The sequence below is a fragment of the Lysinibacillus odysseyi 34hs-1 = NBRC 100172 genome, from assembly GCF_001591965.1.
In the GTDB taxonomy this organism is placed as follows: Bacteria; Bacillota; Bacilli; order Bacillales_A; family Planococcaceae; genus Lysinibacillus_B; species Lysinibacillus_B odysseyi.
Genome location: NZ_BCVX01000003.1, coordinates 274,608 through 295,524, shown reverse-complemented (window position 1 = coordinate 295,524; position 20,917 = coordinate 274,608). Strand labels below are relative to the sequence as shown.

25 protein-coding genes are annotated in these 20,917 nt (G+C 42.0%); 23 read left to right on the top strand and 2 right to left on the bottom strand.

From position 1 onward, the window contains the following. Positions 1-167 precede the first annotated feature (167 nt). The gene (locus BOD01S_RS06540) at positions 168-542 is read left to right on the top strand and encodes a DUF4181 domain-containing protein (protein WP_036158108.1); all 375 of its coding nucleotides are present in this window, start codon (positions 168-170) and stop codon (positions 540-542) included. Positions 543-674: 132 nt separating this feature from the next. Here BOD01S_RS06540 and BOD01S_RS06535 read toward each other — a convergent pair whose 3' ends face one another. Next, the gene (locus BOD01S_RS06535; RefSeq protein WP_036158111.1) at positions 675-1,613 is read right to left on the bottom strand and encodes a DUF1385 domain-containing protein; all 939 of its coding nucleotides are present in this window, start codon (positions 1,611-1,613) and stop codon (positions 675-677) included. 127 nt (positions 1,614-1,740) lie between these two features. Between BOD01S_RS06535 and BOD01S_RS06530 the strand changes: the two genes are divergently transcribed. From BOD01S_RS06530 to efp, 4 genes are read left to right on the top strand one after another with little or no spacing between them, the layout of a single operon-like run. Beyond that, positions 1,741-2,178, top strand: a complete 438-nt coding sequence (locus BOD01S_RS06530) for a hypothetical protein (protein ID WP_036158115.1) — start codon at positions 1,741-1,743, stop codon at positions 2,176-2,178. Positions 2,179-2,208: 30 nt separating this feature from the next. Next, positions 2,209-2,640, top strand: coding sequence for a type II 3-dehydroquinate dehydratase (gene aroQ, locus BOD01S_RS06525; protein ID WP_036158119.1), 432 nt, complete (start codon positions 2,209-2,211; stop codon positions 2,638-2,640). A gap of 13 nt (positions 2,641-2,653) precedes the next feature. Continuing rightward, the gene (locus BOD01S_RS06520) at positions 2,654-3,712 is read left to right on the top strand and encodes a M24 family metallopeptidase (RefSeq protein ID WP_036158123.1); all 1,059 of its coding nucleotides are present in this window, start codon (positions 2,654-2,656) and stop codon (positions 3,710-3,712) included. 17 nt (positions 3,713-3,729) lie between these two features. Next, positions 3,730-4,287: an elongation factor P gene (gene efp, locus BOD01S_RS06515; RefSeq protein ID WP_036158126.1), complete on the top strand. Its 558-nt coding sequence runs from the start codon at positions 3,730-3,732 to the stop codon at positions 4,285-4,287. A 476-nt stretch (positions 4,288-4,763) separates the two neighbouring features. Here the strand turns inward: efp and BOD01S_RS06510 are convergent, their stop codons facing one another. Further along, positions 4,764-5,429: a vWA domain-containing protein gene (locus tag BOD01S_RS06510; RefSeq protein ID WP_036158130.1), complete on the bottom strand. Its 666-nt coding sequence runs from the start codon at positions 5,427-5,429 to the stop codon at positions 4,764-4,766. A 366-nt stretch (positions 5,430-5,795) separates the two neighbouring features. On the opposite strand from BOD01S_RS06510, the gene BOD01S_RS06505 reads away from it, so the two are divergent. The 18 genes from BOD01S_RS06505 (at position 5,796) to BOD01S_RS06425 (ending at position 20,840) form a co-directional block, all read left to right on the top strand. Next, a complete protein-coding gene (locus BOD01S_RS06505; RefSeq protein ID WP_036158132.1) occupies positions 5,796-6,005 on the top strand; it encodes an HAD family hydrolase in 210 nt (69 codons plus the stop codon). After that, positions 6,002-6,379 carry a hypothetical protein gene (locus BOD01S_RS06500; RefSeq protein WP_036158135.1) on the top strand — a complete coding sequence of 126 codons (378 nt, stop codon included), beginning with the start codon at positions 6,002-6,004 and terminating at the stop codon, positions 6,377-6,379. Before BOD01S_RS06505 ends, BOD01S_RS06500 begins: the two co-directional genes overlap by 4 nt. A 9-nt stretch (positions 6,380-6,388) precedes the next feature. Continuing rightward, positions 6,389-7,288, top strand: coding sequence for a stage III sporulation protein AE (locus tag BOD01S_RS06495; protein ID WP_036158137.1), 900 nt, complete (start codon positions 6,389-6,391; stop codon positions 7,286-7,288). Beyond that, positions 7,285-7,446 carry a hypothetical protein gene (locus BOD01S_RS22880; RefSeq protein ID WP_156117061.1) on the top strand — a complete coding sequence of 54 codons (162 nt, stop codon included), beginning with the start codon at positions 7,285-7,287 and terminating at the stop codon, positions 7,444-7,446. The genes BOD01S_RS06495 and BOD01S_RS22880 overlap by 4 nt, the downstream gene beginning before the upstream one ends. A gap of 26 nt (positions 7,447-7,472) precedes the next feature. Then, entirely contained in the window at positions 7,473-7,847 is a 375-nt protein-coding gene (locus BOD01S_RS06490) for a hypothetical protein (RefSeq protein ID WP_036158141.1), read from the top strand. Continuing rightward, on the top strand, positions 7,837-8,370 hold the full coding sequence (locus BOD01S_RS06485) for a SpoIIIAH-like family protein (RefSeq protein ID WP_036158144.1): 534 nt from the start codon (positions 7,837-7,839) through the stop codon (positions 8,368-8,370). Before BOD01S_RS06490 ends, BOD01S_RS06485 begins: the two co-directional genes overlap by 11 nt. A gap of 194 nt (positions 8,371-8,564) precedes the next feature. Then, positions 8,565-9,059: an acetyl-CoA carboxylase biotin carboxyl carrier protein gene (accB, locus tag BOD01S_RS06480; RefSeq protein WP_036158146.1), complete on the top strand. Its 495-nt coding sequence runs from the start codon at positions 8,565-8,567 to the stop codon at positions 9,057-9,059. Positions 9,060-9,073: 14 nt separating this feature from the next. Next, positions 9,074-10,441 (top strand): acetyl-CoA carboxylase biotin carboxylase subunit, encoded by a 1,368-nt coding sequence (accC, locus tag BOD01S_RS06475; protein WP_036158148.1) that lies wholly within the window; start codon positions 9,074-9,076, stop codon positions 10,439-10,441. A gap of 444 nt (positions 10,442-10,885) precedes the next feature. Further along, positions 10,886-11,284, top strand: coding sequence for an Asp23/Gls24 family envelope stress response protein (locus tag BOD01S_RS06470; RefSeq protein WP_036158151.1), 399 nt, complete (start codon positions 10,886-10,888; stop codon positions 11,282-11,284). Between the two features lie 162 nt (positions 11,285-11,446). Beyond that, on the top strand, positions 11,447-13,075 hold the full coding sequence (locus tag BOD01S_RS06465; RefSeq protein ID WP_036158154.1) for a glycerol-3-phosphate dehydrogenase/oxidase: 1,629 nt from the start codon (positions 11,447-11,449) through the stop codon (positions 13,073-13,075). A gap of 28 nt (positions 13,076-13,103) precedes the next feature. Beyond that, the gene (locus BOD01S_RS06460) at positions 13,104-13,913 is read left to right on the top strand and encodes an MIP/aquaporin family protein (RefSeq protein WP_036158158.1); all 810 of its coding nucleotides are present in this window, start codon (positions 13,104-13,106) and stop codon (positions 13,911-13,913) included. Further along, positions 13,910-15,400 (top strand): glycerol kinase GlpK, encoded by a 1,491-nt coding sequence (glpK, locus tag BOD01S_RS06455; protein ID WP_036158161.1) that lies wholly within the window; start codon positions 13,910-13,912, stop codon positions 15,398-15,400. Before BOD01S_RS06460 ends, glpK begins: the two co-directional genes overlap by 4 nt. Positions 15,401-15,472: 72 nt before the next feature. Next, positions 15,473-16,603: a M20 family metallopeptidase gene (locus tag BOD01S_RS06450; RefSeq protein ID WP_036158165.1), complete on the top strand. Its 1,131-nt coding sequence runs from the start codon at positions 15,473-15,475 to the stop codon at positions 16,601-16,603. A 315-nt stretch (positions 16,604-16,918) separates the two neighbouring features. Beyond that, positions 16,919-17,299: a transcription antitermination factor NusB gene (nusB, locus tag BOD01S_RS06445; RefSeq protein ID WP_036158169.1), complete on the top strand. Its 381-nt coding sequence runs from the start codon at positions 16,919-16,921 to the stop codon at positions 17,297-17,299. 33 nt (positions 17,300-17,332) lie between these two features. Beyond that, the gene (folD, locus tag BOD01S_RS06440; protein WP_036158172.1) at positions 17,333-18,208 is read left to right on the top strand and encodes a bifunctional methylenetetrahydrofolate dehydrogenase/methenyltetrahydrofolate cyclohydrolase FolD; all 876 of its coding nucleotides are present in this window, start codon (positions 17,333-17,335) and stop codon (positions 18,206-18,208) included. A gap of 171 nt (positions 18,209-18,379) precedes the next feature. Further along, positions 18,380-19,723, top strand: a complete 1,344-nt coding sequence (xseA, locus tag BOD01S_RS06435) for an exodeoxyribonuclease VII large subunit (protein WP_036158175.1) — start codon at positions 18,380-18,382, stop codon at positions 19,721-19,723. Then, on the top strand, positions 19,720-19,953 hold the full coding sequence (xseB, locus tag BOD01S_RS06430) for an exodeoxyribonuclease VII small subunit (protein ID WP_174523067.1): 234 nt from the start codon (positions 19,720-19,722) through the stop codon (positions 19,951-19,953). The genes xseA and xseB overlap by 4 nt, the downstream gene beginning before the upstream one ends. Positions 19,954-19,955: 2 nt before the next feature. Further along, complete coding sequence (locus tag BOD01S_RS06425) at positions 19,956-20,840, top strand: polyprenyl synthetase family protein (protein ID WP_036158182.1); 885 nt, start codon at positions 19,956-19,958, stop codon at positions 20,838-20,840. Positions 20,841-20,917: the final 77 nt, after the last annotated feature.

Sequence of the window (20,917 nt, the reverse complement as noted above, 5' to 3'; positions counted from 1 at the left end):
TAAATAGAGAAAAACAACACATATTCTACTGTTTAAAGAGAACTTCATCATAAAGAACATCCACTATAAATAACAAAAGGAAAGAATACCGAATATCAAGAGGGGGTTTTGCATACTTAATCCTTTTTGTGGTACATTTAGGGAAGAGAGAAAGTTAGGGTGTTTATATGGAATTTATTTTTTTAATTGTACTTGTTGCACTTTATCAATTTATGTTTATACCGGTATTAAAAAAGAAGACAGGCTATATTAGACCAAGTGAGCCAAAAATATTTTATGATTATAAGACGAAGTGGCAGCTGCCATTTGAATTAGCAGTTATCGCACTGTGTATCGGAGGGGTTCTTTTATTAACACCAGCATTAGGTCTGGTAACGAGTGCCTTTGTTCTTATTGCCTTTGTCATTATTTTAGTGACACGTGGAATATTGGAAAAGCGTTATGAATCTGATTTTCGTCATTATATAGTCTCGTTTTCCCATGCTATTGCTTTGACGATTGCCTTTGCAGGTATCTTTATTTATGCGTTAATTCTAAAATAATCGGTCGGTCAGAATGGCTTCTGAAAAAAGCTAAAAGGGCAGCCCTCATGCAGGGCTGCCCTTTTTAAGCAGGAAAATAATGATAAAGATTTGTTCGTTATAAATATTTCACTGCTCACCGAAAAGCTAAGATTAGCTATGGTTTAATGTGCAGGCGATTTCCGGATTTTTTTCGACTTCATGCAATTTATTGAATGAGGCGATGGCAACTTCGACCTGATCGTCTTTCGGTTCCTTTGTTGTCAACAGCTGCAGCCATAGACCAGGATAGCCAAGATAGCGAAGAACCGGTACGTTTCGCAGTTTATTTGTAGCCTGCAGCACCTCAAAGGAAATGCCGATGACTACCGGGATTAGTAAAATACGTGATACAAGACGGACCCAAAGTGGATCAGTAGGCACGAAGAAGTACACGAACAGGCCGACAATAACAGTAAATAAAATAAAGCTTGAACCGCATCGGTAGTGCAGACGGGACTGCTTTTGCACATTTTCAACTGTTAATGGCATACCTGCTTCGTAGCAGTTAATGACTTTATGCTCGGCTCCATGGTATTGGAACACTCGCTTAATGATCGGTGCCATTGAGATAAAATACAAATAAACGAGCAGTAAAATTAACTTAAAGCCTGATTCAAGTAAGATCTGTACCGTTTTACCGGGAAACCAAGGCTTTAAAAATTCAGCTAAAAACATCGGTACCAAGGTGAAAATGAATTTACCGAATAAAAATGATAGAACCCCAACTACTGCTACACCGAGAATCATCTGAAGCTTACTCATTTCCTCGCCTTCTCCCGATTCCTCTTCGCCGGGTGTGACCTCGTAGCGGGAGCTGGCAAAATCTAAATGACGCGAACCGAATCCAGCAGACTCGATCAGTGCCACTACTCCGCGTACAAACGGAATTTTTTTCAGTTTTTGAAAAACAGGCTTCTTCTCTTTTTTCAAATGATAATAATCAATTGAGTCGTCATTACGACGGATGGCAGTTACCATATGATCCTGCCCGGCAAACATGACTCCTTCAAGAAGTGCTTGCCCCCCATATACAGGTGTTTGCTTGCTCAATATTGACACCACTCTCTATTAATCTCAAAATCTTTTCTTTTATATTGTACTAAATTTTTCGAGAAATCACTACTTGTCTGCATAGATTATGCAGATTTGGATAGGCTGAAGTAATAGAGGTGATGATATGATTAAAGTTGTGCATAGTACAAGCATTGCGGGAAGCCTATATACTACTGTCATGCTAAAGATTCTACAGATGTTCAGCTGGATTAATTGGCATCCTACAAAATTTTTGCATCGTATAGATGATGGTCTTACACGATGGATTGTTCTTTTTGTTATATTATATATAGCTTCATTTGCATTCATGATGATCGTTCAATATATTCAAATGGTTCCACCACTTCTGATAGCCATTCTTTTGGGGCTTGCGATAGCATTTGTCGCAGAGTGGGTAATCTATGATCTCCCTGCCGAAGCAAAGTCCTTTAAAAAATTATCTATTCCTTTTATTGTTGTCATGCTGACAACATCCCTGTTCCTTTCAGATACCGCTATTTATCACCGGGCACAGATGCACAAACGAAATGAGTTGCCGTACAAGCCGACTGTGATAAAATAAAGGAAATAGGCTGGGAAAGAAGGTGGAGGGATGAAGCTTTTTATTTTAAATGGTCCGAATTTAAACCGTCTGGGAAAACGTGAGCCGGAAATCTACGGCTCCGAAACACTGGATGATGTAAAAGAGAGATGCCGGCTATTGGCAGAAGAATACGGGGCAGCTATTGATTTCCGACAGTCAAACCATGAAGGGATCTTAATTGATTGGATTCATGAGGCAGAAGATAGTGGTGTGGAAGGAATTGTTTTTAATCCGGGAGCTTATACGCACACAAGCATCGCTTTACGTGATGCTATCGCATCAGTGAATGTGCCGGTCATTGAAGTACATATTTCTAACATTCATAAACGTGAAACATTCCGACATGAATCAAAACTTGCAGCAGAATGCATAGGCCAGATTTGCGGGCTTGGAACAGCGGGATATGAATTAGCAATGAGAAAGTTTTTACAAAGAGGATAAGGGGAATGGGACAATGAAACTAGTAAAATTAAGAGAAAGTTTAATCGAGAAGGGGCTGGATGCCATTCTCATCACTAATGAATACAACCGTCGTTATATGACAGGCTTTACCGGTACTGCCGGAGTGGCGCTCGTCTCTCAAAATGACGCAGTGTTTATTACTGATTTCCGTTATACAGAACAGGCTGCTGAGCAAGTAAAGGATTTCCGCATTGTACAGCATACAGGTACGATTATCGCAGAGGTGGCAGCTCAGGCTGAAACGATGAAAATTAATACCCTCGGCTTTGAAAAAGAGGCAATGACATATGGTATGTACGAATTGTATAACAAAGAGGTAAAGGCGGAGTTCGTGCCGGTTTCCGGGCTGATTGAAAAAATTCGCTTGATTAAGACAGAGCAAGAGATTAATATTATTAAGGTTGCATGTGAAATAGCAGATCATGCATTTACACATATTCTGGATTTCATCAAGCCTGGCAGAACAGAGCTTGAAGTGTCGAATGAACTTGAATTTTTCATGCGTAAACAGGGTGCTACAAGCTCATCTTTTGATATCATCGTAGCAAGTGGAGTCCGCTCGGCACTTCCACATGGTGTTGCGACAGATAAAGTCATTGAAAAAGGTGATTTTGTAACGCTTGATTTCGGTGCATTATATAACGGTTATATTTCAGACATCACACGTACCGTAGCTGTCGGGCAGCCTTCAGAGAAGCTTGTGGAAATGTACAATGTTGTACTTGAATCCCAGCTGCTGGCACTTGAGAAGGTAGGTCCGGGGATGACAGGAATCGAAGCAGACGCAGTAGCGCGCGATTATTTAAAATCAAAAGGCTATGGCGAAGCTTTCGGTCACTCGACTGGTCACGGAATTGGTCTGGAAGTTCATGAAGGGCCTGGTTTATCATTCCGTTCAGAAGCGATTCTGGAGCCGGGAATGGCAGTTACAATTGAACCGGGTGTTTACCTGCCTGGCATCGGCGGCGTTCGTATTGAGGACGATATTTTAATCACGGAAACTGGTAATGAAATATTAACGCATTCGACGAAGGAATTAATTATCTTATAATAGTTGGAGGAATAAAAATGATCTCAGTAAACGATTTCCGTACTGGCTTAACGATCCTTGTGGAAGGAAACCTATATCGCGTAATTGATTTCCAACACGTAAAACCAGGAAAAGGTGCAGCTTTTGTACGTTCTAAATTGCGTAACCTACGCAACGGCAACGTAGTGGAAAAAACATTCCGTGCCGGAGAAAAAGTAGAAAAAGCAATGGTGGAAAACCGTAAAATGCAATACCTTTACGCACAAGGCGATGAGCATGTATTCATGGACATGGAGTCTTATGATCAAACAACTCTTTCAGCTGCACAAATTGAAGATGAGTTAAAATACTTGTTAGAAAACATGGAACTGCATATCCAATCATACCAAGGTGAAATGATTGGAATTGAATTACCGAACACAGTAACATTAGTTGTTGCTGAAACAGAGCCTGGTATTAAAGGCGATACAGCTTCAGGCGGTTCTAAACCGGCGAAAATGGAAACAGGCTTAATGGTAAACGTACCATTCTTCGTAAATGAAGGCGACAAATTGATCATCAATACAACAGACGGCTCTTACGTATCCCGTGCATAAGATGCTTAATGCAACGAACGGCACCCGCTTTAGCAGCGGGTGTTTTTTAGTTGGTAATTGAGAAAAATAAACAGAGAAGTGAGCTGTGCTGCGTATAATTTTTGACTGTCCTGAAACACGGTGGACAATCTAATGAGAAACGAAAGAGAAGAATTATTATATAGATCAACGCCGTATTTTAAGTGACATGTACCTGCTTTTAATACATGATACGATGATCCTGTTCCCTATAAGGAAATCATTAACCGGATGTTTCACAAACTCACAGTCGATAAGAAACAACTATTTTACAGTCCTGGACTTTCTGGACGTATACAGGATGGGGAATTTAGGAGATTATCGGGTGATAGGAATACCCTTACTAAAGGCTAGCCGCCCGAAAAAAGGAATCCGGCCATTTCTCCGAAGCCTCTTGTTACAGGCTAGCCAGGAGGAATCCAGATTCCAAATGATTAACAGAAAGATACTTAAATTGATTATGACAGAATGCCTTGTCCCTTTGCTTCTTCAAGCCAGCTAGGAAATTCATCAAGCAAGGAGTTGTATAGATCTTCATCCGATGTATGTTCAAGTGATTCTAAATGGAAGAAGTTTGCGTTATCCACTACCCGGCCTTCCATCGTATCCAATTTGCGAAGTACATCGAAATTTGAGTTGCCGATCCCGACAAACTGCCAAAAGATAGGCTTGTTGGAGGAGCTTACAATCCATTTTTTTATACCGCTTCTACATCCACCGTCGTTGACAAAGATAATGAAAGCCGGCTCTTTGCTAGGTTCTTCATTTACATATTTATTAACGACATCCTTCATGACGAGCGGTTCATCATTGCGTCCAAACTTATGAACAGCCTCATTTTGCAATATGGCACGTTCTACATATCCAGACAGATCCTTTTCAGAAACAGCTGGCAACCGGGAGAATGTATTATCGTACACCCAGACATCAAGCATGCCATCATCATCAAACTGACTGGCAACCGCCAGTACACGCTCAACAGCCTCCTGAACAACCCCCTCACTGTATAGCCTGCGCATAGACCCCGAAATATCAAGAACTAACGCAACCCGGGCCTTTACTCCGAGTAACTTCTTTTTTTCTAGAATAACCTTTACTGTTTTTTTACGTAGATCGATGGACATAAATTCCTCCTCCTTAAAGCGAAGGCAATGACTATTCATTGTGTTCGCCTATTTTCCCACTGTTTAATCCTTATATAAGCGGACCCCGGATGGAGTCTGCTCTGGAAAAAACGATCATTCTTTCATTATTGTAGGAATAAATAAGAGCTAAATCAAATATTCCCCCATATATTTTGAAGTTTATAGAAAAATAGGCAACGAAAAAACAATAAAACGAATGATACTGCTATGCCTAGTGAAGAGAGAGATAAAAAAATACCTATTAATTATAGCAACTAATAGAAAGCAGCTAGCTGTTTTTCGTTTAAGGTTCTGTTTTTAACTACCCTTTCATATATTGCGGTACGGGAGGAGGGGAGAGTTGCTGTGGAGTTACAAGATGTACTACGGGTCGCTGCGGTCGGCTTGATTGTGGCGCTGCTGCATATATTTTTTGAGCAAACCGGGAAAAAGGAGTTTTCATTTTTTTTGTTTTTTATCGCCTATCTATATATGACAATCGAACTGATTCGCTTTTTGCAATTGTTTTTCGATGAGCTGGCGCAGTTCTTGAAATGGCTCTCCTTTTCAATATGAAATACCTGATTTTCACTGTCGTCTGCATGGTGCTCTTAAACTTTATTAAAGGAGCAATGGGAAAGCTTCATTCTATCATTAGTATCATTTTCTTTTTCTTGTTCCTTACACAAGTTTACCAGTTTGTTCTTTACCCGTTATTTTCAGAGCTTGCTTCCGTTACAAATGTTCTTCCTTATAGCAAGCTGATCCTGTATACGGCACTGCTTCTCCTGTTCAATCAGTTGATAAAGGCGATATTGGAGGAGCAAGAATATGAGGCGCTTTCAAAAGGAGTCGACATTGCTGTTCGGGGATCGTTGATTTTACTGTGGATTCAACAACTGAAACCTGCCATGTCGCAATTGACTGTGCTATTACAAAAGTTGAGCTAGAGGGATGCTATGTCCGCATTATTAAAGCCACTAACTGAATCTATATCGATGTTGATTATGTTGCTTTTTTTATTCCTTCTCATAGTGATAATTGAAGGAGTGGCCAAGCAATCAAAGCAGTTTTTGTCAACTATTTTTCTGTTTCTCATTCTTGTCATTGTCACAAAGCACCTGGTAGAAGCATTTACATTAATGAAAGATCTCGCTTCGATGTTTTCCCACTTTTTTTTAGGATTCATTCCTTTAGTAAGCACGGTGCTGGTTATTGTTCAGTCGGTCATTTCCTTTGTTGCCTGGAGCCCGGCGATTGTATTTGTTTTGCAGCTGCTCGTTTACGTTTGTGACAAGCTGCTGATTCCATCACTCTTTACGGCGCTTGTCTTTGATGTTTGTACGAGATTATATCCACAAGTATCCTTCTTAAAAATTGCCGAGCTTATTCGAAAGACTGTATTTAGTATTATTGCAGCTTCTATTTTACTGCTTTCTTCTATATTAACGTTTTCCAGTGTTGCCTTTTTTTCCATTCAGGAAACACTTTCTACACCACTGAAAAAAGTCATCGAACAAAATGTCCCAATTATCGGCTCGCTATTAGTTGAGGGAATGTCTCTGCTGAAAAATTTTCAGTCGACTGCCACGACGATTACTGGCTTTACAACCATTACAGCACTCGTCCTTATGTCTTTTTATCCAGCGGCTACGCTGCTGATCAAAGCTTTTACATTTAAACTGGCCGGTGCTATTGCCGAACCGTTTGTAGATTCCCGTATTAGCCAGCTGCTTGATGACATCGGCAAAACGCTCTTTATCCTCTGTGCGATAGGACTAGTACTGGCAATCGGGTTTATTGTGATCTGGCTTATTTTATTTTTCATTGTTCAAATCGGAACGGGGAAATCACTATGAAGGAACTGTTATATATCATTCTTTTCTCGGTCGTCCTCCAGGCAATACTTGGGAAAGAGGATTTTTCTACCTTTGTGAAACTAGCGATATTTTTATGGATGTTTGAATTTATTGCAAGCAATATCAAGTATATTGGTGCAATATTTCTCATAGGATAAGTTGACAGAAAGGGGGCAAGCAATATGTGGCAACAAAAAAGGCGAACATAATCGCGTTGCTTGTCATGGCCCTCGTCGGTTTTATGCTTCTGAAACAGGACTCAAGCCCATCGCAACAGCAATCGATTGAGGAGCAACTGGCTGCAACGCTGGCAAAAATTGAAGGTGTCGGACAAGTATCCGTATATCTGCATACGGACGCGTCAAAGGAGTCATCGTTATTTTCATTCAGTCCAGAAAAGGACACTTCGACGTACACAGGGGTTTTAATAGTTGCCGAAGGGGCAGGATCACCTTCAGTGAAGAGAAAATTGGTGCAGACTGTTAGCTCGGTCCTCCAATTATCTCCGCACAGAATCGTTATTTTACCTATGGAAAAGGGGGAGCTTCATGAAAGTTAAAAAGAGAACGGTTTGGTTTTTGACACTAGTGTGTCTAACAGCAGTAATATCAGTTTATTATTTATTTGAAAAACCGGGTGATTTTAGCTTTACTACTATTTTTACAGATGATTCCTTGGATGGAGCAATTCTGACAGGGGTGGATGAAGCAGAAACAACTCAAACTGACAGTTATGCATTTGAAGAATTCCGTCTGGAAATGAGCAATGAGCGCAGTCAATTAAGAGAACAGCTGACACAGAAGATGGCATCGGATGAATATACGGCTGAAGAAAAAAGCGCTGCATTCGACGAAATGAATGCACTGATCGAGCAGGAGTCAAATGAGGCGATGCTTGAAATGCTGGTTAAATCACTTGGTTATTCAGATGCACTTGTCCGCATTGATGACAAAAAAGTAAATGTCACTGTTATGTCAGAAGAGATGTCAAAACAGCAGGCGAATGAAATTGTTCATCTTGTGATGACGGAACTTGATTCTAGCATTCAGGTATCTGTAGATAATTCTCCTAAGTACTACTAAATATAGAAAAAGTAAATTGCATCTCTTGCCAACGTGTTATATAGCAGAGGATGCAATTTTGCATACAAAATGTAAGCGTTTGACCTCACTTATGTGCAATTAATTTAATTTTTTAAATATCTATTTCAAAATAGCAGATTTAATTATAAAATAAATAACGTAGTTTAAAAATTACATACAAGGGAGAGTTACGAATGTTCAAAATCCAAGAGATCCGTGAAATTATTAAACTAGTGGATGCTTCTTCAATCGATGAGTTCGTGTATGAAGCTGACGGCTCTAAAGTAAAGCTTAAGAAAAACGGCGGTGCTGTAGAGATAGTGGCACCTAAGGCTGCAGCTCCGGCACCAGCTCCTGTTGTAGAACAAACAGCGGCACCAGCTCCGGCAGCACCAGCTCAAGCAAAAGAAGAAGCGGCTCCAGCAGCTCCAGTAGTAGCAGATGCAGATCTTCACAAAATTACTTCACCTATGGTAGGTACATTCTATCAAGCTCCATCACCGGATGCACCTGCATATGTAAAAGTAGGGGACAAAGTGGGGGACGAATCCATCGTATGTATCGTTGAAGCAATGAAACTATTCAATGAAATTGAAGCTGAAATTAAAGGTGAAATTGTAGAAATACTAGTTAAAGACGGACAATTAGTAGAATACGGTCAACCATTATTCCTAGTAAAACCTGAGTAAGGAGCGCTGCTGACATGAAAAAAGTATTGATTGCAAACCGTGGTGAAATCGCAGTACGCATCATTCGTGCATGTAAAGAACTAGATATTCAAACAGTTGCAGTATATTCAGAAGCAGATGCAGAGGCCCTTCATGTAAAATTAGCTGATGAAGCATATTGTATCGGTCCAAAATTATCGAAAGATTCCTATTTAAGTTTCCCAGCTGTATTAGGTGTGGCTCAAAAGACAGGTGCTGACGGCATTCACCCTGGCTATGGCTTCCTGGCAGAAAATGCTGATTTTGCGGAGGCATGTGAAAACGCCGGAATTAAGTTCATCGGTCCATCATCACATTCCATCAAAATCATGGGAATTAAGGATGTTGCACGTACAGAGATGGAAAAAGCAAATGTACCACTTGTTCCTGGTACAGGCATTGTTCCCGATATTGCAACAGCAAAAGAATGGGCAAACGAAATCGGATACCCTGTCATCATTAAAGCTACTGCCGGCGGCGGCGGTAAAGGGATTCGTGTTGCCCGGACGGAAGAAGACCTTGTAAAGGGTATTGAAATTACACAAAAAGAAGCAGCGGCGGCATTCGGCAACCCAGGCGTCTATTTGGAGAAATTCATTGAATACTTCCGTCACTGTGAAATTCAAGTGTTGGCAGATAGCCATGGCAATGTAGTCCATCTTGGCGAACGCGATTGTACAGTGCAACGCCGTATGCAAAAACTTGTAGAGGAAGCGCCATCTCCGGCATTATCACCAGAACGCCGTGCAGAAATGGGAGAAGCAGCGGTTAAAGCTGCGCTGGCTTGTAATTATGAAGGTGCTGGTACGATCGAGTTTATCTATGATTATCAGGATGACAAATTCTACTTCATGGAAATGAATACTCGTATCCAGGTAGAGCACCCTGTTACAGAAATGATTACAGGTGTAGATCTTGTTCAGCAACAGCTGAAAATCGCTGCAGGTGCAGAGCTTCCATTTAAACAGGAAGACATCAAAATCAATGGCTGGGCAATCGAGTGCCGTATTAATGCTGAAAATGCATATAAAAACTTTATGCCTTCTGCAGGTACAGTAGATACGTACATTACGCCAGGAGGATACGGCGTACGGATCGATTCCGCTGTATATGCCGGCTACACAATCCCGCCGTATTATGATTCAATGGTGGCAAAGCTTATTGTACATGCGGACACGCGTGAAGAAGCAATAGCAAAAATGAACCGTGCACTTTCAGAGTTCGAGGTATCAGGCCCAGGGATCAACACGACGATTCCATTCCACCTGGCATTGATGAACAATGAAGTATTCAAATCAGCGAAGTTCAATACGAAGTTCCTTGAAGAAAACGATGTATTGGGTATAGCTGAAAAAGCTAAATAACGGCTGGAAGGGGGTTGTCATGAAAGCAGATACTTTCATGGCAGCCCCCGTTTTTTATAACGGGCAGCTAAAATTGCCCTGTTGGAAGCTTCCCGCAATACTGCGTGTTTATCATAGAGGAACCTCCTTAAAAAGGGGGTTTCACCTGCTCTTTTTTCCTGCCAGCCAAACTATTTACAAATAGCTTTCTTTTACGTAAGGTACCGAGGCTTGATTGCTAGTGGTTGTAAGCTTCCAGACACTCCATTTAGCACTCTTTCCCCCTTAGTGATTAGGAAGATACATATGTATGTATCCCTTTTTAAAAGAAATGGAGAGTTTCAAAATAGGCGGGGTTTTCATCTCACATTAACAGGAAAATGGTGTATAATAAGGGGCGAGAAAGTAGAAATTTGACGTATATGACCGGACTTGTCCGGTAATTGTAAAGAGAGGATGTTAATTATGGCTGAAAAACAACCAACATCATTTGTACAACCTACACCAACAGGCAAAGAGGAACTTGGCCGTATCGAAGTAGCTTCGGAAGTGCTGGAAGTCATCGCCGGTATTGCGACTACGGAGGTCGAAGGTGTAGCTGCGACGCGCGGTAATTTTGCGTCTGGTGTTGTAGAGCGCTTTGGTAAAAAAGTGCATTCAAAAGGCATTAAAGCTTCAATGACAGAAGAGGGACTCATTGCGGTTGATGTATTTTGTTCAGTAAAATACGGCTACTCGATTCCAAAAGTAGCTAAAGGCGTCCAAACATCCATCAGACAAGCGATTCAGAATATGACAGCGATCGAAACGAATGAAGTGAATGTACATATTACAGGCATTCAGTTCGAAAAAGACGAAGCTTAATCATACAATAAAAAAGCAGGAAATGTTGAAGTAAGACATTCCCTGCTTTTTTATTTTTATTCGGCTGAATAGGCGCATCAAACTGAAAAGTAATGAGTTTTTGTTTAGGATATTTAGGGAATGCTCAATATGTATGGAAATTGACGAAAGGATTGATGACACATGAATTTTTCAGTACTGAATCGTCACGAACAAATAGATCGGGCAACTGATGAAACATTTGATTTACTTGTTATTGGAGGAGGTATTACAGGAGCAGGTATTGCTCTTGATGCAGCTGCACGGGGCTTATCTGTAGTGTTACTAGAGATGCAGGATTTTGCTGAGGGGACATCCAGCCGCTCAACGAAGCTTGTGCATGGCGGACTTCGATATTTAAAGCAATTCGAAATAAAAGAAGTAGCAGAGCTAGGTCGTGAACGTGCGATCGTTTATGAGAACGGGCCGCATGTGACGACACCTGTATGGATGCTTCTTCCGTTTCATAAGGGAGGAACATTCGGGAAGTTTACGACTGCTCTTGGACTAAAGGTATATGATGTGCTCGCAGGTGTGAAAAAAGGTGAGCGCCGCTTTATGCTTTCACAGGAAGAGACGATGGAGAGAGAGCCGCTTGTAAAGAAAGACGGCCTTTTAGGCGGCGGTGTCTATGTAGAGTATCGGACAGATGATGCCCGCCTCACAATTGAAGTCATGAAGGCTGCTAATGAACGGGGAGCGGTGCTTTTTAATTACATGAAAGCAGTGGGCATCAATACAACTAACCTTGCATTTAAAGAGGTTGTCGGTGAAGACCAACTAACAGGTAAAAGCCATACATTTAAAGCAAGAAAAGTAGTTAACGCAGCAGGCCCATGGGTGGATGAAGTTCGCAAAATGGACGAAGAAGTAAGCGGTAAGCATTTGATTTTATCAAAAGGTGTCCATGTTGTATTTGACCAGTCCGATTTCCCATTGAAGCAAGCTATTTATTTTGATACGGAAGATGGGCGAATGGTATTCGCGATACCACGGGAAGGAAAGGCGTATGTCGGTACAACGGATACATTTTATGAAGGAGATCCGAAAGACATCAAGGCTGAGCAGTCCGACATTGATTATTTGTTAAAAGCTATTGCCTATATGTTCCCGACAACTAATTTGACTCAGGAGCATATTGAATCTACATGGGCTGGGGTGCGTCCGCTTATTCATGAAGAAGGAAAAGGACCTTCTGAAATATCCCGCAAGGATGAAATATGGCAATCTGCCGGCGGTGTTATTACAATAGCAGGTGGAAAACTGACAGGATACCGTAAAATGGCTGAAAAAATCGTCAATTTGATTGTAAAACAGCTTGAAGGTGAATACGGTAAAACATACCGACCATGCACTACGAAAAAGATACCAATTTCCGGAGGAGATTTGAGCGGCTCCAAACATTTTGAAGCCTATATTCAGCAGAGCATCAAAAAAGGAATGGCTCATGGCCTGACGGAGAAGGAAAGTGAGCGCCTTGCGAGATTATACGGGACGAATATTGATACTGTATTAAGTTATACAAAGAAAGCAAAAGGCTTGCCGCCTATGATTTATGCAGAGCTTCTTTATGGCATCCATCATGAGAGTGTAGCAAAGCCGGAAGATTTCTTTGTGAGACGGACAGGTACGATGTTCTTCAATATCGCAACAGTGGAAACTTATAAAGAAGCGGTTATAGAGGAGATGCAGCGTATATTCGGCTGGAAGGAAGAAGAAAAAACTAAATATACAAATGAGCTTGAAGCAGAACTAGCAAAAGTAAAAGTATAAATGATACGACAGCAGGGGAGGACCATGTATGTCAGAATTTTTGGGAGAAATTATCGGAACAATGATCCTTATTTTGTTCGGCGGCGGTGTTGTGGCGGGAAGTGTGCTAAGATTTTCCAAAGGGGAAAATAGCGGATGGGTTGTCATAACAATTGCATGGGGATTAGCAGTTGCTATGGCCGCCTATGCAGTGGGCGATTATAGTGGTGCACATCTGAATCCGGCCCTTACGATTGGTCTTGCTTCAATTGGCGATTTTCCGTGGGCGGATGTTCCTATGTATATTTTAGCGCAGATGATTGGAGCCATTATTGGGGCAGCACTAGTATATATTATGTATTTGCCGCATTGGGGTGTGACGGAGGATGCAGATTCAAAACTTGCTGTATTTAGTACAATTCCAGCAATCCGTCATCCACTATCCAATTTGATTGCTGAGCTGATCGGTACGTTTGCCCTTGTACTTGGAATTTTAGCAATTGGTGCAAATGAATTTACAGAAGGGCTGAACCCTATCATCGTTGGAGCACTTATTATCGCCATCGGAATGAGCCTCGGAGGTCCAACGGGCTATGCAATCAATCCGGCCCGGGACCTTGGCCCTCGTATTGCTCACTTTTTACTCCCCATTCCTGGAAAGAGGGATTCTGATTGGTCTTATGCCTGGGTACCGGTTGTAGGACCGATTCTAGGAGCAGTTTTCGGCGCTCTATTTTATAAGCAGTTTTTTCGGGGTGAAAATTCAATCGCATTTTGGATATGCCTCATTATTGTGCTCGCAATCTTTTTTGCTGCACAAGTGTCCATGTCAAAGAGGAAGGTAGGGGATCATATATGAAGAAATATATTATGGCGCTTGACCAAGGAACAACGAGCAGCCGTGCAATTTTATTTGATGAAATGGGGAATCCTGCTCATATGGCACAGCAGGAGTTTAAACAGTATTTTCCAAAGTCGGGGTGGGTTGAACATAATCCGGTAGAAATTTGGAGTTCTATTTTATCCGTCATCGCTCAAATATTATCCAAAAATAACATTGCTGCTGAGCAAATTGAAGGAATTGGCATTACTAACCAGCGTGAGACAACGGTTGTATGGGATAGAAAGACTGGCGAGCCTATCTATAATGCAATTGTTTGGCAGTCACGACAAACAGCGGGTATTTGTGATCAGCTTAAGCAGGAAGGATATGAAGAGCTGTTCCGCAATAAGACGGGGCTATTGATTGATGCATACTTTTCCGGAACAAAGGTAAAGTGGATACTCGACAATGTTGAAGGCGCCCGTGAAAGAGCTGAAAAAGGGGAGCTTCTTTTCGGCACAATCGATACATGGATTATTTGGAAGCTGACGGATGGCGCGGTACATGTAACTGATTATTCAAATGCTTCGAGAACGCTGATGTATAATATCCATGACTTAAAATGGGATGAAGAACTGCTGCAAATTTTAGATGTCCCTTCTTCTATGCTTCCTGAAGTACGTCCGTCCTCGGAGGTATATGGTGCGGTAGTGGGCAAGCACTTCTTCGGTCATTCAGTCCCGATTGCCGGTATTGCAGGTGACCAGCAGGCAGCTCTGTTTGGCCAGGCATGCTTTGAAAAAGGAATGGCTAAAAACACGTATGGCACAGGCTGCTTTATGCTGCTCAATACTGGAGAGGAAGCGGTAAAGTCTGAACACGGTCTCCTGACGACCATTGCATGGGGAATTGATGGTAAGGTTAATTATGCATTGGAAGGAAGTATTTTTGTGGCCGGATCAGCTGTCCAATGGCTGCGGGATGGGTTAAGGATGTTCCGTAAGTCAAGCGATAGCGAAGGCTATGCGAAACGGGTAAAGAATACAGACGGTGTTTATGTTGTACCGGCATTTGTAGGGCTCGGCACACCTTATTGGGATAGTGATGTACGGGGAGCCGTATTCGGTTTAACACGTGGTACGAGCAAGGAGCACTTTATCCGTGCAACATTAGAGTCACTGGCTTACCAAACACGCGATGTATTTGGAGCTATGACATCTGACTCGGGTATTGATATGAAAACTTTACGTGTAGACGGAGGGGCTGTTGAAAATGATTTCCTTATGCAGTTTCAGGCAGATATCCTCAATGTTCCTGTAGAACGTTCTACTGTTAATGAAACGACAGCTCTTGGCGCAGCATATCTTGCCGGGCTTGCTGTAGGATTTTGGGAAAGTAAAGACGCTGTACAAAAAAACTGGCAGCTAAATCAGAAGTTCGAGCCGAAAATGGGTGAAGATGAGCGGGAAACTTTGTTTGAAGGATGGCATAAAGCGGTAAAAGCAGCGCAAGCTTTTAAATAATCTAGTGGTCTCTATTCTTTGAGGATGGAGACCTTTTACATTGGGTAAAAAAAGAAAAAAGGGGCTGGCAGTATGGAGATGCAACAGTACTTTCGTTCTAATGAAAGAGAGATAATCGAAGATATGAAACGCCTTGTAATAGCCGAATCTCCTTCTCTTCAAAAAGAATTAGCAGATCAGTGCAAAGATGTACTCCAAGGAATGTTTAAATCATACTTCGGTAAAAAGGCAGAGGAAATAGAAATGGCAGAAGTGGGGAATCACTTAAAGTTCACATACGGGAATGCAACAGAGCAGGTGCTGCTTGTAGGTCATTATGACACGGTATGGGACCAAGGTGTTATTGCATATAGAGAGACTTCAGATAAAATCTATGGCCCTGGTATTTTAGATATGAAGGCAAGCTTGATCAGTGCTATTTGGCTGCTGAAATATGTGGATGAATTTAATTTATCATTGAGCAAAAAAATTGTGCTTTTTATTAATAGTGATGAGGAAATCGGCAGCACAACATCCCGTCCCTTTCTGGAGGCAGAAGCTGCAAAAAGCATAGCGGCATTTATTTTAGAGCCGCCTGTTGTCGGCTCGGGTGATGTAAAGACAGCTCGGAAAGGAACAGCAAAATATTTGCTTACGCTAGAAGGGCGTTCAGCGCATGCTGGAAACAACCCACAAGAAGGTGTCAGTGCTATTAAAGAAGCGGCAAAGCAGATTTTGGATATTGAAGGGTTGACGGACTATGACAAAGGAACCACTTTGAATGTTGGAATGATCCAAGGTGGAGGCAAGTTAAATGTAGTACCGAACGAAGCACATTTAGGTATAGATGTACGGGCTGCAACAACGAAGGAGCAACGCAAAATTGATGATTATTTTGAAGAAATAAAGCCCCATGATGAAAGAGTACACATTAAAGTAGAAGGCGGTATTAATAGACCTCCGATGGAAAGAACAAAACAAACGGCTCAATTATTTGGCATAGCTAAAGAGGAGGCGCATGAAATTGGAGTAGACCTGCATGAGGCAAAGGTAGGCGGGGCAAGTGATGGGAACTTTACAGCACCTCTTGTCCGGACGCTGGATGGATTAGGGCTTGTCGGAGAGGGCATCCATGCGGAGAGTGAGCACATTGAAAAAGAGCATATCATTGAACGCTTTACCCTCTTAACGAAAACGGTATTGGAAGTAATAGAGGAGTGCTAGAAATGGGCCAAAAAAAATGGCAAAGAGAAGTGGGCGATTATATGATGCGTTCACTTTTTTTATACGTTTAATTTTTAGCAGCATTAGTGTAAGCAGTAGAAGGTCAAATACATGAGCTATTTCAGAGGATAGGTACTTCTTTTCTCTGCTGTTCAAATTTTAGCTAAGCATTGATAAATCTGTCATACTTGTCTAAAAGGAAGGGTTTTTGCTAAAATGAGACGTTATTCGTAGGAAAAGTTTATGGTAGCGGTGTACCACAACAGAAAATATGCTATCATAAAAAGTAATGTAAACAAGAAGGAGATTTAATGTATGAAACGACATGAAGCGCGCGCTAAGGCGTTGCAAGTACTGTTTCAATTAGACAGCACCGAGCTTTCAATCGAGGAAGCAATCGAACATGTTCTAGAAGAGCAGGAGACAAATGCTTTTTTTGAACAGCTTGTACGCGGGACAATTGAACATAAAGAGAAAATCGACGCAGCGCTGGAAGAAAAGCTAGAAAACTGGACACTGAGCCGTCTACCAAAAATTGAAAGAACTGTTTTACGCTTATCCGTTTACGAACTGTTATATATGCAGGATGCACCCGAACGAGTAGTATTGAACGAAGCAATAGAGCTTAGTAAAGTCTACGGGGACGAAAAATCAAGCAAGTTTGTAAACGGTGTACTTTCTAAATTTACACACTAAAAAGATTCGGTGAACATTGGAAGGAGTAACAACATGTCAAGTGCAATCATTAACGGTAAAGAAATTGGTCAAGAAATTCGTAAGTCAGTAGAAAAACGTGTGGAAAAACTGAAGGAGCAAGGCATCATCCCTGGCCTTGCGGTGGTTCTTGTCGGAGAAAACCCGGCGAGTAAAACATACGTTGCGAACAAACAAAAATCCTGTGAAGCAATCGGTATGTTTTCGGAATTAATCAAACTGCCGGAAGATGTGACACAGGAAGCCTTACTAGATCAAATTCGAGGTTTAAATGAACGTGAAGATATTCACGGTATTCTTGTACAGCTGCCTCTCCCAAAACATATTGATGAAGAAGCCGTTATCGCAACGATTTCTCCAGAAAAAGACGTAGATGGCTTTTCACCGGTAAGCGTAGGGAAAATGATGCTAGGACAAGATACGTACTTGCCATGTACTCCATTTGGTGTCATGAAACTTTTAGAGCATTCAGGAATTGAAGTAGCAGGAAAACATGCCGTGATTGTTGGGCGCAGCCATATTGTCGGCAAGCCGATGGGACAGCTCCTTCTTCAAAAGGATGCGACAGTCACATATACACATTCAAAAACACCTGATCTGCCTTCTTTCACAAAACAGGCCGATATTTTAATTGCAGCAGTAGGCCGTGCCAACTTTATAACAAAAGAGCATATTAAGCCGGGTGCTGTAGTCATCGATGTAGGCATCAACCGTGATGAAAACAATAAGCTATGCGGTGATGTAGATTTTGCGGATGTGGCGGATGCAGCATCACATATTACACCTGTTCCGGGCGGTGTGGGTCCTATGACGATTACAATGCTGCTCGAAAACACTGTCCAAGCTGCAGAAAAAAAGTTGGAACAGGACAAAGCAGAAAAAAACATGTAAAATAGATGGAGTATTGATAAGGGTGTCTAAATGCCAAAAAGACACCCTTTTCTTTTGGTACAGAATAGAAAAGGATGGCGCACAAGCCCATCTTGGGAAAAGTGCATGTAGCTTTGATAGCATCTATTCAACCAAAACTAGCAAATACATAAAAGTAAAGGGGGCGCAGACATGTCGTCTTCATACTTGACCGTAAAAGCGCTGACAAAATATATTAAACGAAAATTTGAGGCTGACCCGCACCTCCGGGAAGTATATGTAAAAGGGGAGTTGTCGAACGTCAAGATCCATACATCTGGACATATATATTTTACATTGAAGGATGACGGAGCGCGTATTAATGCGACGATGTTCCGCAATCAGGCAGCGAGGCTCTCATTCCGTCCTGAAGAAGGCATGCAGGTCTTCATACGTGGGGACGTTAATGTATATGAAGTAGGGGGCACGTATCAATTATACGCGCAGACGATGGAACCGGACGGAGTAGGCGGCCTATTCATTGCGTTCAATCAATTGAAGGAACGTTTACAGAAAGAAGGCCTTTTTAATCCTAATTTTAAACAGCCGATTCCGTTGTATCCTCAAACAATCGGTGTTTTGACAGCGACGACAGGGGCAGCCATTCGTGATATTTGTACGACGATTGGGCGGCGTTATCGACAGGCTGAGATTTGCGTATATCCCACACTTGTTCAAGGTGCAGGCGCAGCTGCGGATATAGCGAAAAACATTCAATTGGCTAATAAACAAGCGATGTGCGATGTGCTGATTGTCGGTAGGGGCGGCGGTTCCATAGAGGATTTATGGGCATTTAATGAGGAGATTGTGGCACGGGCTATTTTTGAAAGCCGTATTCCAATCATCAGTGCGGTTGGCCATGAAACAGATACGACCATTGCCGATTTTGTTGCTGATTTACGGGCACCAACGCCTACAGCAGCGGCAGAAATGGCTGTTCCGAATCGCCAGGAGCTCTATCAACGTGTACTCAAAGGGCAGTCACATATGCACCAGATGATGACTGCAAGACTTCATTTTGAGCGGACCCGTCTGACAAAGCTGCAAAATGCTTATCCACTCGCAATGCCGGAACGGCTATATCGGCCATTTACGGAAAAGCTGGCTCAAATGGATACACAGCTGCAGAATAGTACGTCGCTTTATTTTATGAAGCAGCGGAATGTTCTAGAACGATTGCAGTCCCATCTTCGCATGCAGTCGCCACAGCAACAGGTATCTTATGAAAAAAGGCAGTTGGATACTATGACCCAACAGCTTACAAAGGCAGTTTTTGCCAATATTCAGCAAAATAAGCAGCAGTTTGATAGTGTAATCCGAACACTTAGTGCGTTAAATCCATTAGCGATTATGCATAAAGGATTTAATGTTTCCTATAAAAATGGACAGGTAGTAAAGTCAGTTGAACAACTGTCTCCGGACGATGTAATTGATGTTACGTTTCATGATGGAGCAGCAAAGGCTAAAATACTTGAAGTAGAGAAAAAGGGGGAATGATGATGTCACAGCAATCATTTGCGGCAGCGATGACAGATTTAGAAGAAATTGTCCGTAAATTAGAGCAGGGAGACGTACCTCTTGAAGAGGCAATCGATTTATATAAAAAAGGAATGGAGCTTTCTCAATTTTGCCATGAAAAGCTTACGAATGCGGAACAGCAACTTATTTCAATAGTAGGTGAGGATGGATCAAAGCAGCCATTTTCATCAAATATGGGTGAGGGATAAATATGAGTGCACGCTTACAGGATTTTATAGAGGAGCATATACCGAATATTGAATCACATATGTATGGATTGGTGAAGGAAGTAGCTGGACCTCAAGCCTTAAAGGATTCCATGATTTATTCACTTGAAGCTGGCGGAAAGCGTATACGCCCGTTATTTGTTGCCGCTGTGTGTCATACATTCAATCAGCCGCGGCAGGCAATGTATACAGTAGGAGCAACGGTTGAGATCATCCATACTTACTCATTGATACACGATGATTTACCATGTATGGATAATGACGATTTGCGTCGGGGAAAACCGACGAACCATAAAGTATTTGGGGAAGCTTTAGCTGTATTGGCTGGAGACGCACTCAATTCACTTAGTTTTGGTATTCTTGCAAGGATGGAAGATGTCTCTTCTGAACAACGTTTGGAGCTAATTCGTATGTTAAGTGAAGGGGCAGGTTCAGAAGGAATGGTTGGCGGGCAGGTGCTCGATATGGAAGGTGAAACACGCCAGTTGAACCTGGAAGAGCTTGAAAACGTCCATATTAATAAGACGGGTGCCTTACTCCGATTCAGTATCGAATCGGGAGCGGTACTATCCAATGCAACAAAAGACGATCGGGAGGCATTGGCGGAGTATGCTCACCACATGGGCCTTGCCTTCCAAATACAGGATGATATTTTAGACATTGAGGGAACGAGCGAGCAGTTAGGCAAAACTGCCGGCAAAGATGTGGCCAGTGATAAGAGTACGTACCCGGCGCTGCTGACGATAGAGGGAGCAAAAAGCAAGCTGGAGGATCATTATCAGGCGGCTGTAGATGCTTTAAAGCGTCTCTCTGTGGATAGTGCACTGCTGCAAGAGTTTGCTACGTATATTGTCCGCCGAAATAAGTAAGAAGTATAACGTTTTATTCTCACGTTTAACACTGTTATAATAGTGAGTATCGCAAACACGGTGAATAAATAGATGAA

Coding starts and splice junctions, on each gene's coding strand:
- BOD01S_RS06540 (WP_036158108.1), top strand. CDS start 168: ATGGAATTTATTTTTTTAATTGTACTTGTTGCACTTTATCAATTTATG.
- BOD01S_RS06530 (WP_036158115.1), top strand. CDS start 1,741: ATGATTAAAGTTGTGCATAGTACAAGCATTGCGGGAAGCCTATATACT.
- aroQ (WP_036158119.1), top strand. CDS start 2,209: ATGAAGCTTTTTATTTTAAATGGTCCGAATTTAAACCGTCTGGGAAAA.
- BOD01S_RS06520 (WP_036158123.1), top strand. CDS start 2,654: ATGAAACTAGTAAAATTAAGAGAAAGTTTAATCGAGAAGGGGCTGGAT.
- efp (WP_036158126.1), top strand. CDS start 3,730: ATGATCTCAGTAAACGATTTCCGTACTGGCTTAACGATCCTTGTGGAA.
- BOD01S_RS06510 (WP_036158130.1), bottom strand. CDS start 5,429: ATGTCCATCGATCTACGTAAAAAAACAGTAAAGGTTATTCTAGAAAAA.
- BOD01S_RS06500 (WP_036158135.1), top strand. CDS start 6,002: ATGAAATACCTGATTTTCACTGTCGTCTGCATGGTGCTCTTAAACTTT.
- BOD01S_RS06495 (WP_036158137.1), top strand. CDS start 6,389: ATGTCCGCATTATTAAAGCCACTAACTGAATCTATATCGATGTTGATT.
- BOD01S_RS22880 (WP_156117061.1), top strand. CDS start 7,285: ATGAAGGAACTGTTATATATCATTCTTTTCTCGGTCGTCCTCCAGGCA.
- BOD01S_RS06485 (WP_036158144.1), top strand. CDS start 7,837: ATGAAAGTTAAAAAGAGAACGGTTTGGTTTTTGACACTAGTGTGTCTA.
- accB (WP_036158146.1), top strand. CDS start 8,565: ATGTTCAAAATCCAAGAGATCCGTGAAATTATTAAACTAGTGGATGCT.
- accC (WP_036158148.1), top strand. CDS start 9,074: ATGAAAAAAGTATTGATTGCAAACCGTGGTGAAATCGCAGTACGCATC.
- BOD01S_RS06470 (WP_036158151.1), top strand. CDS start 10,886: ATGGCTGAAAAACAACCAACATCATTTGTACAACCTACACCAACAGGC.
- BOD01S_RS06465 (WP_036158154.1), top strand. CDS start 11,447: ATGAATTTTTCAGTACTGAATCGTCACGAACAAATAGATCGGGCAACT.
- BOD01S_RS06460 (WP_036158158.1), top strand. CDS start 13,104: ATGTCAGAATTTTTGGGAGAAATTATCGGAACAATGATCCTTATTTTG.
- glpK (WP_036158161.1), top strand. CDS start 13,910: ATGAAGAAATATATTATGGCGCTTGACCAAGGAACAACGAGCAGCCGT.
- BOD01S_RS06450 (WP_036158165.1), top strand. CDS start 15,473: ATGGAGATGCAACAGTACTTTCGTTCTAATGAAAGAGAGATAATCGAA.
- nusB (WP_036158169.1), top strand. CDS start 16,919: ATGAAACGACATGAAGCGCGCGCTAAGGCGTTGCAAGTACTGTTTCAA.
- folD (WP_036158172.1), top strand. CDS start 17,333: ATGTCAAGTGCAATCATTAACGGTAAAGAAATTGGTCAAGAAATTCGT.
- xseA (WP_036158175.1), top strand. CDS start 18,380: ATGTCGTCTTCATACTTGACCGTAAAAGCGCTGACAAAATATATTAAA.
- xseB (WP_174523067.1), top strand. CDS start 19,720: ATGATGATGTCACAGCAATCATTTGCGGCAGCGATGACAGATTTAGAA.
- BOD01S_RS06425 (WP_036158182.1), top strand. CDS start 19,956: ATGAGTGCACGCTTACAGGATTTTATAGAGGAGCATATACCGAATATT.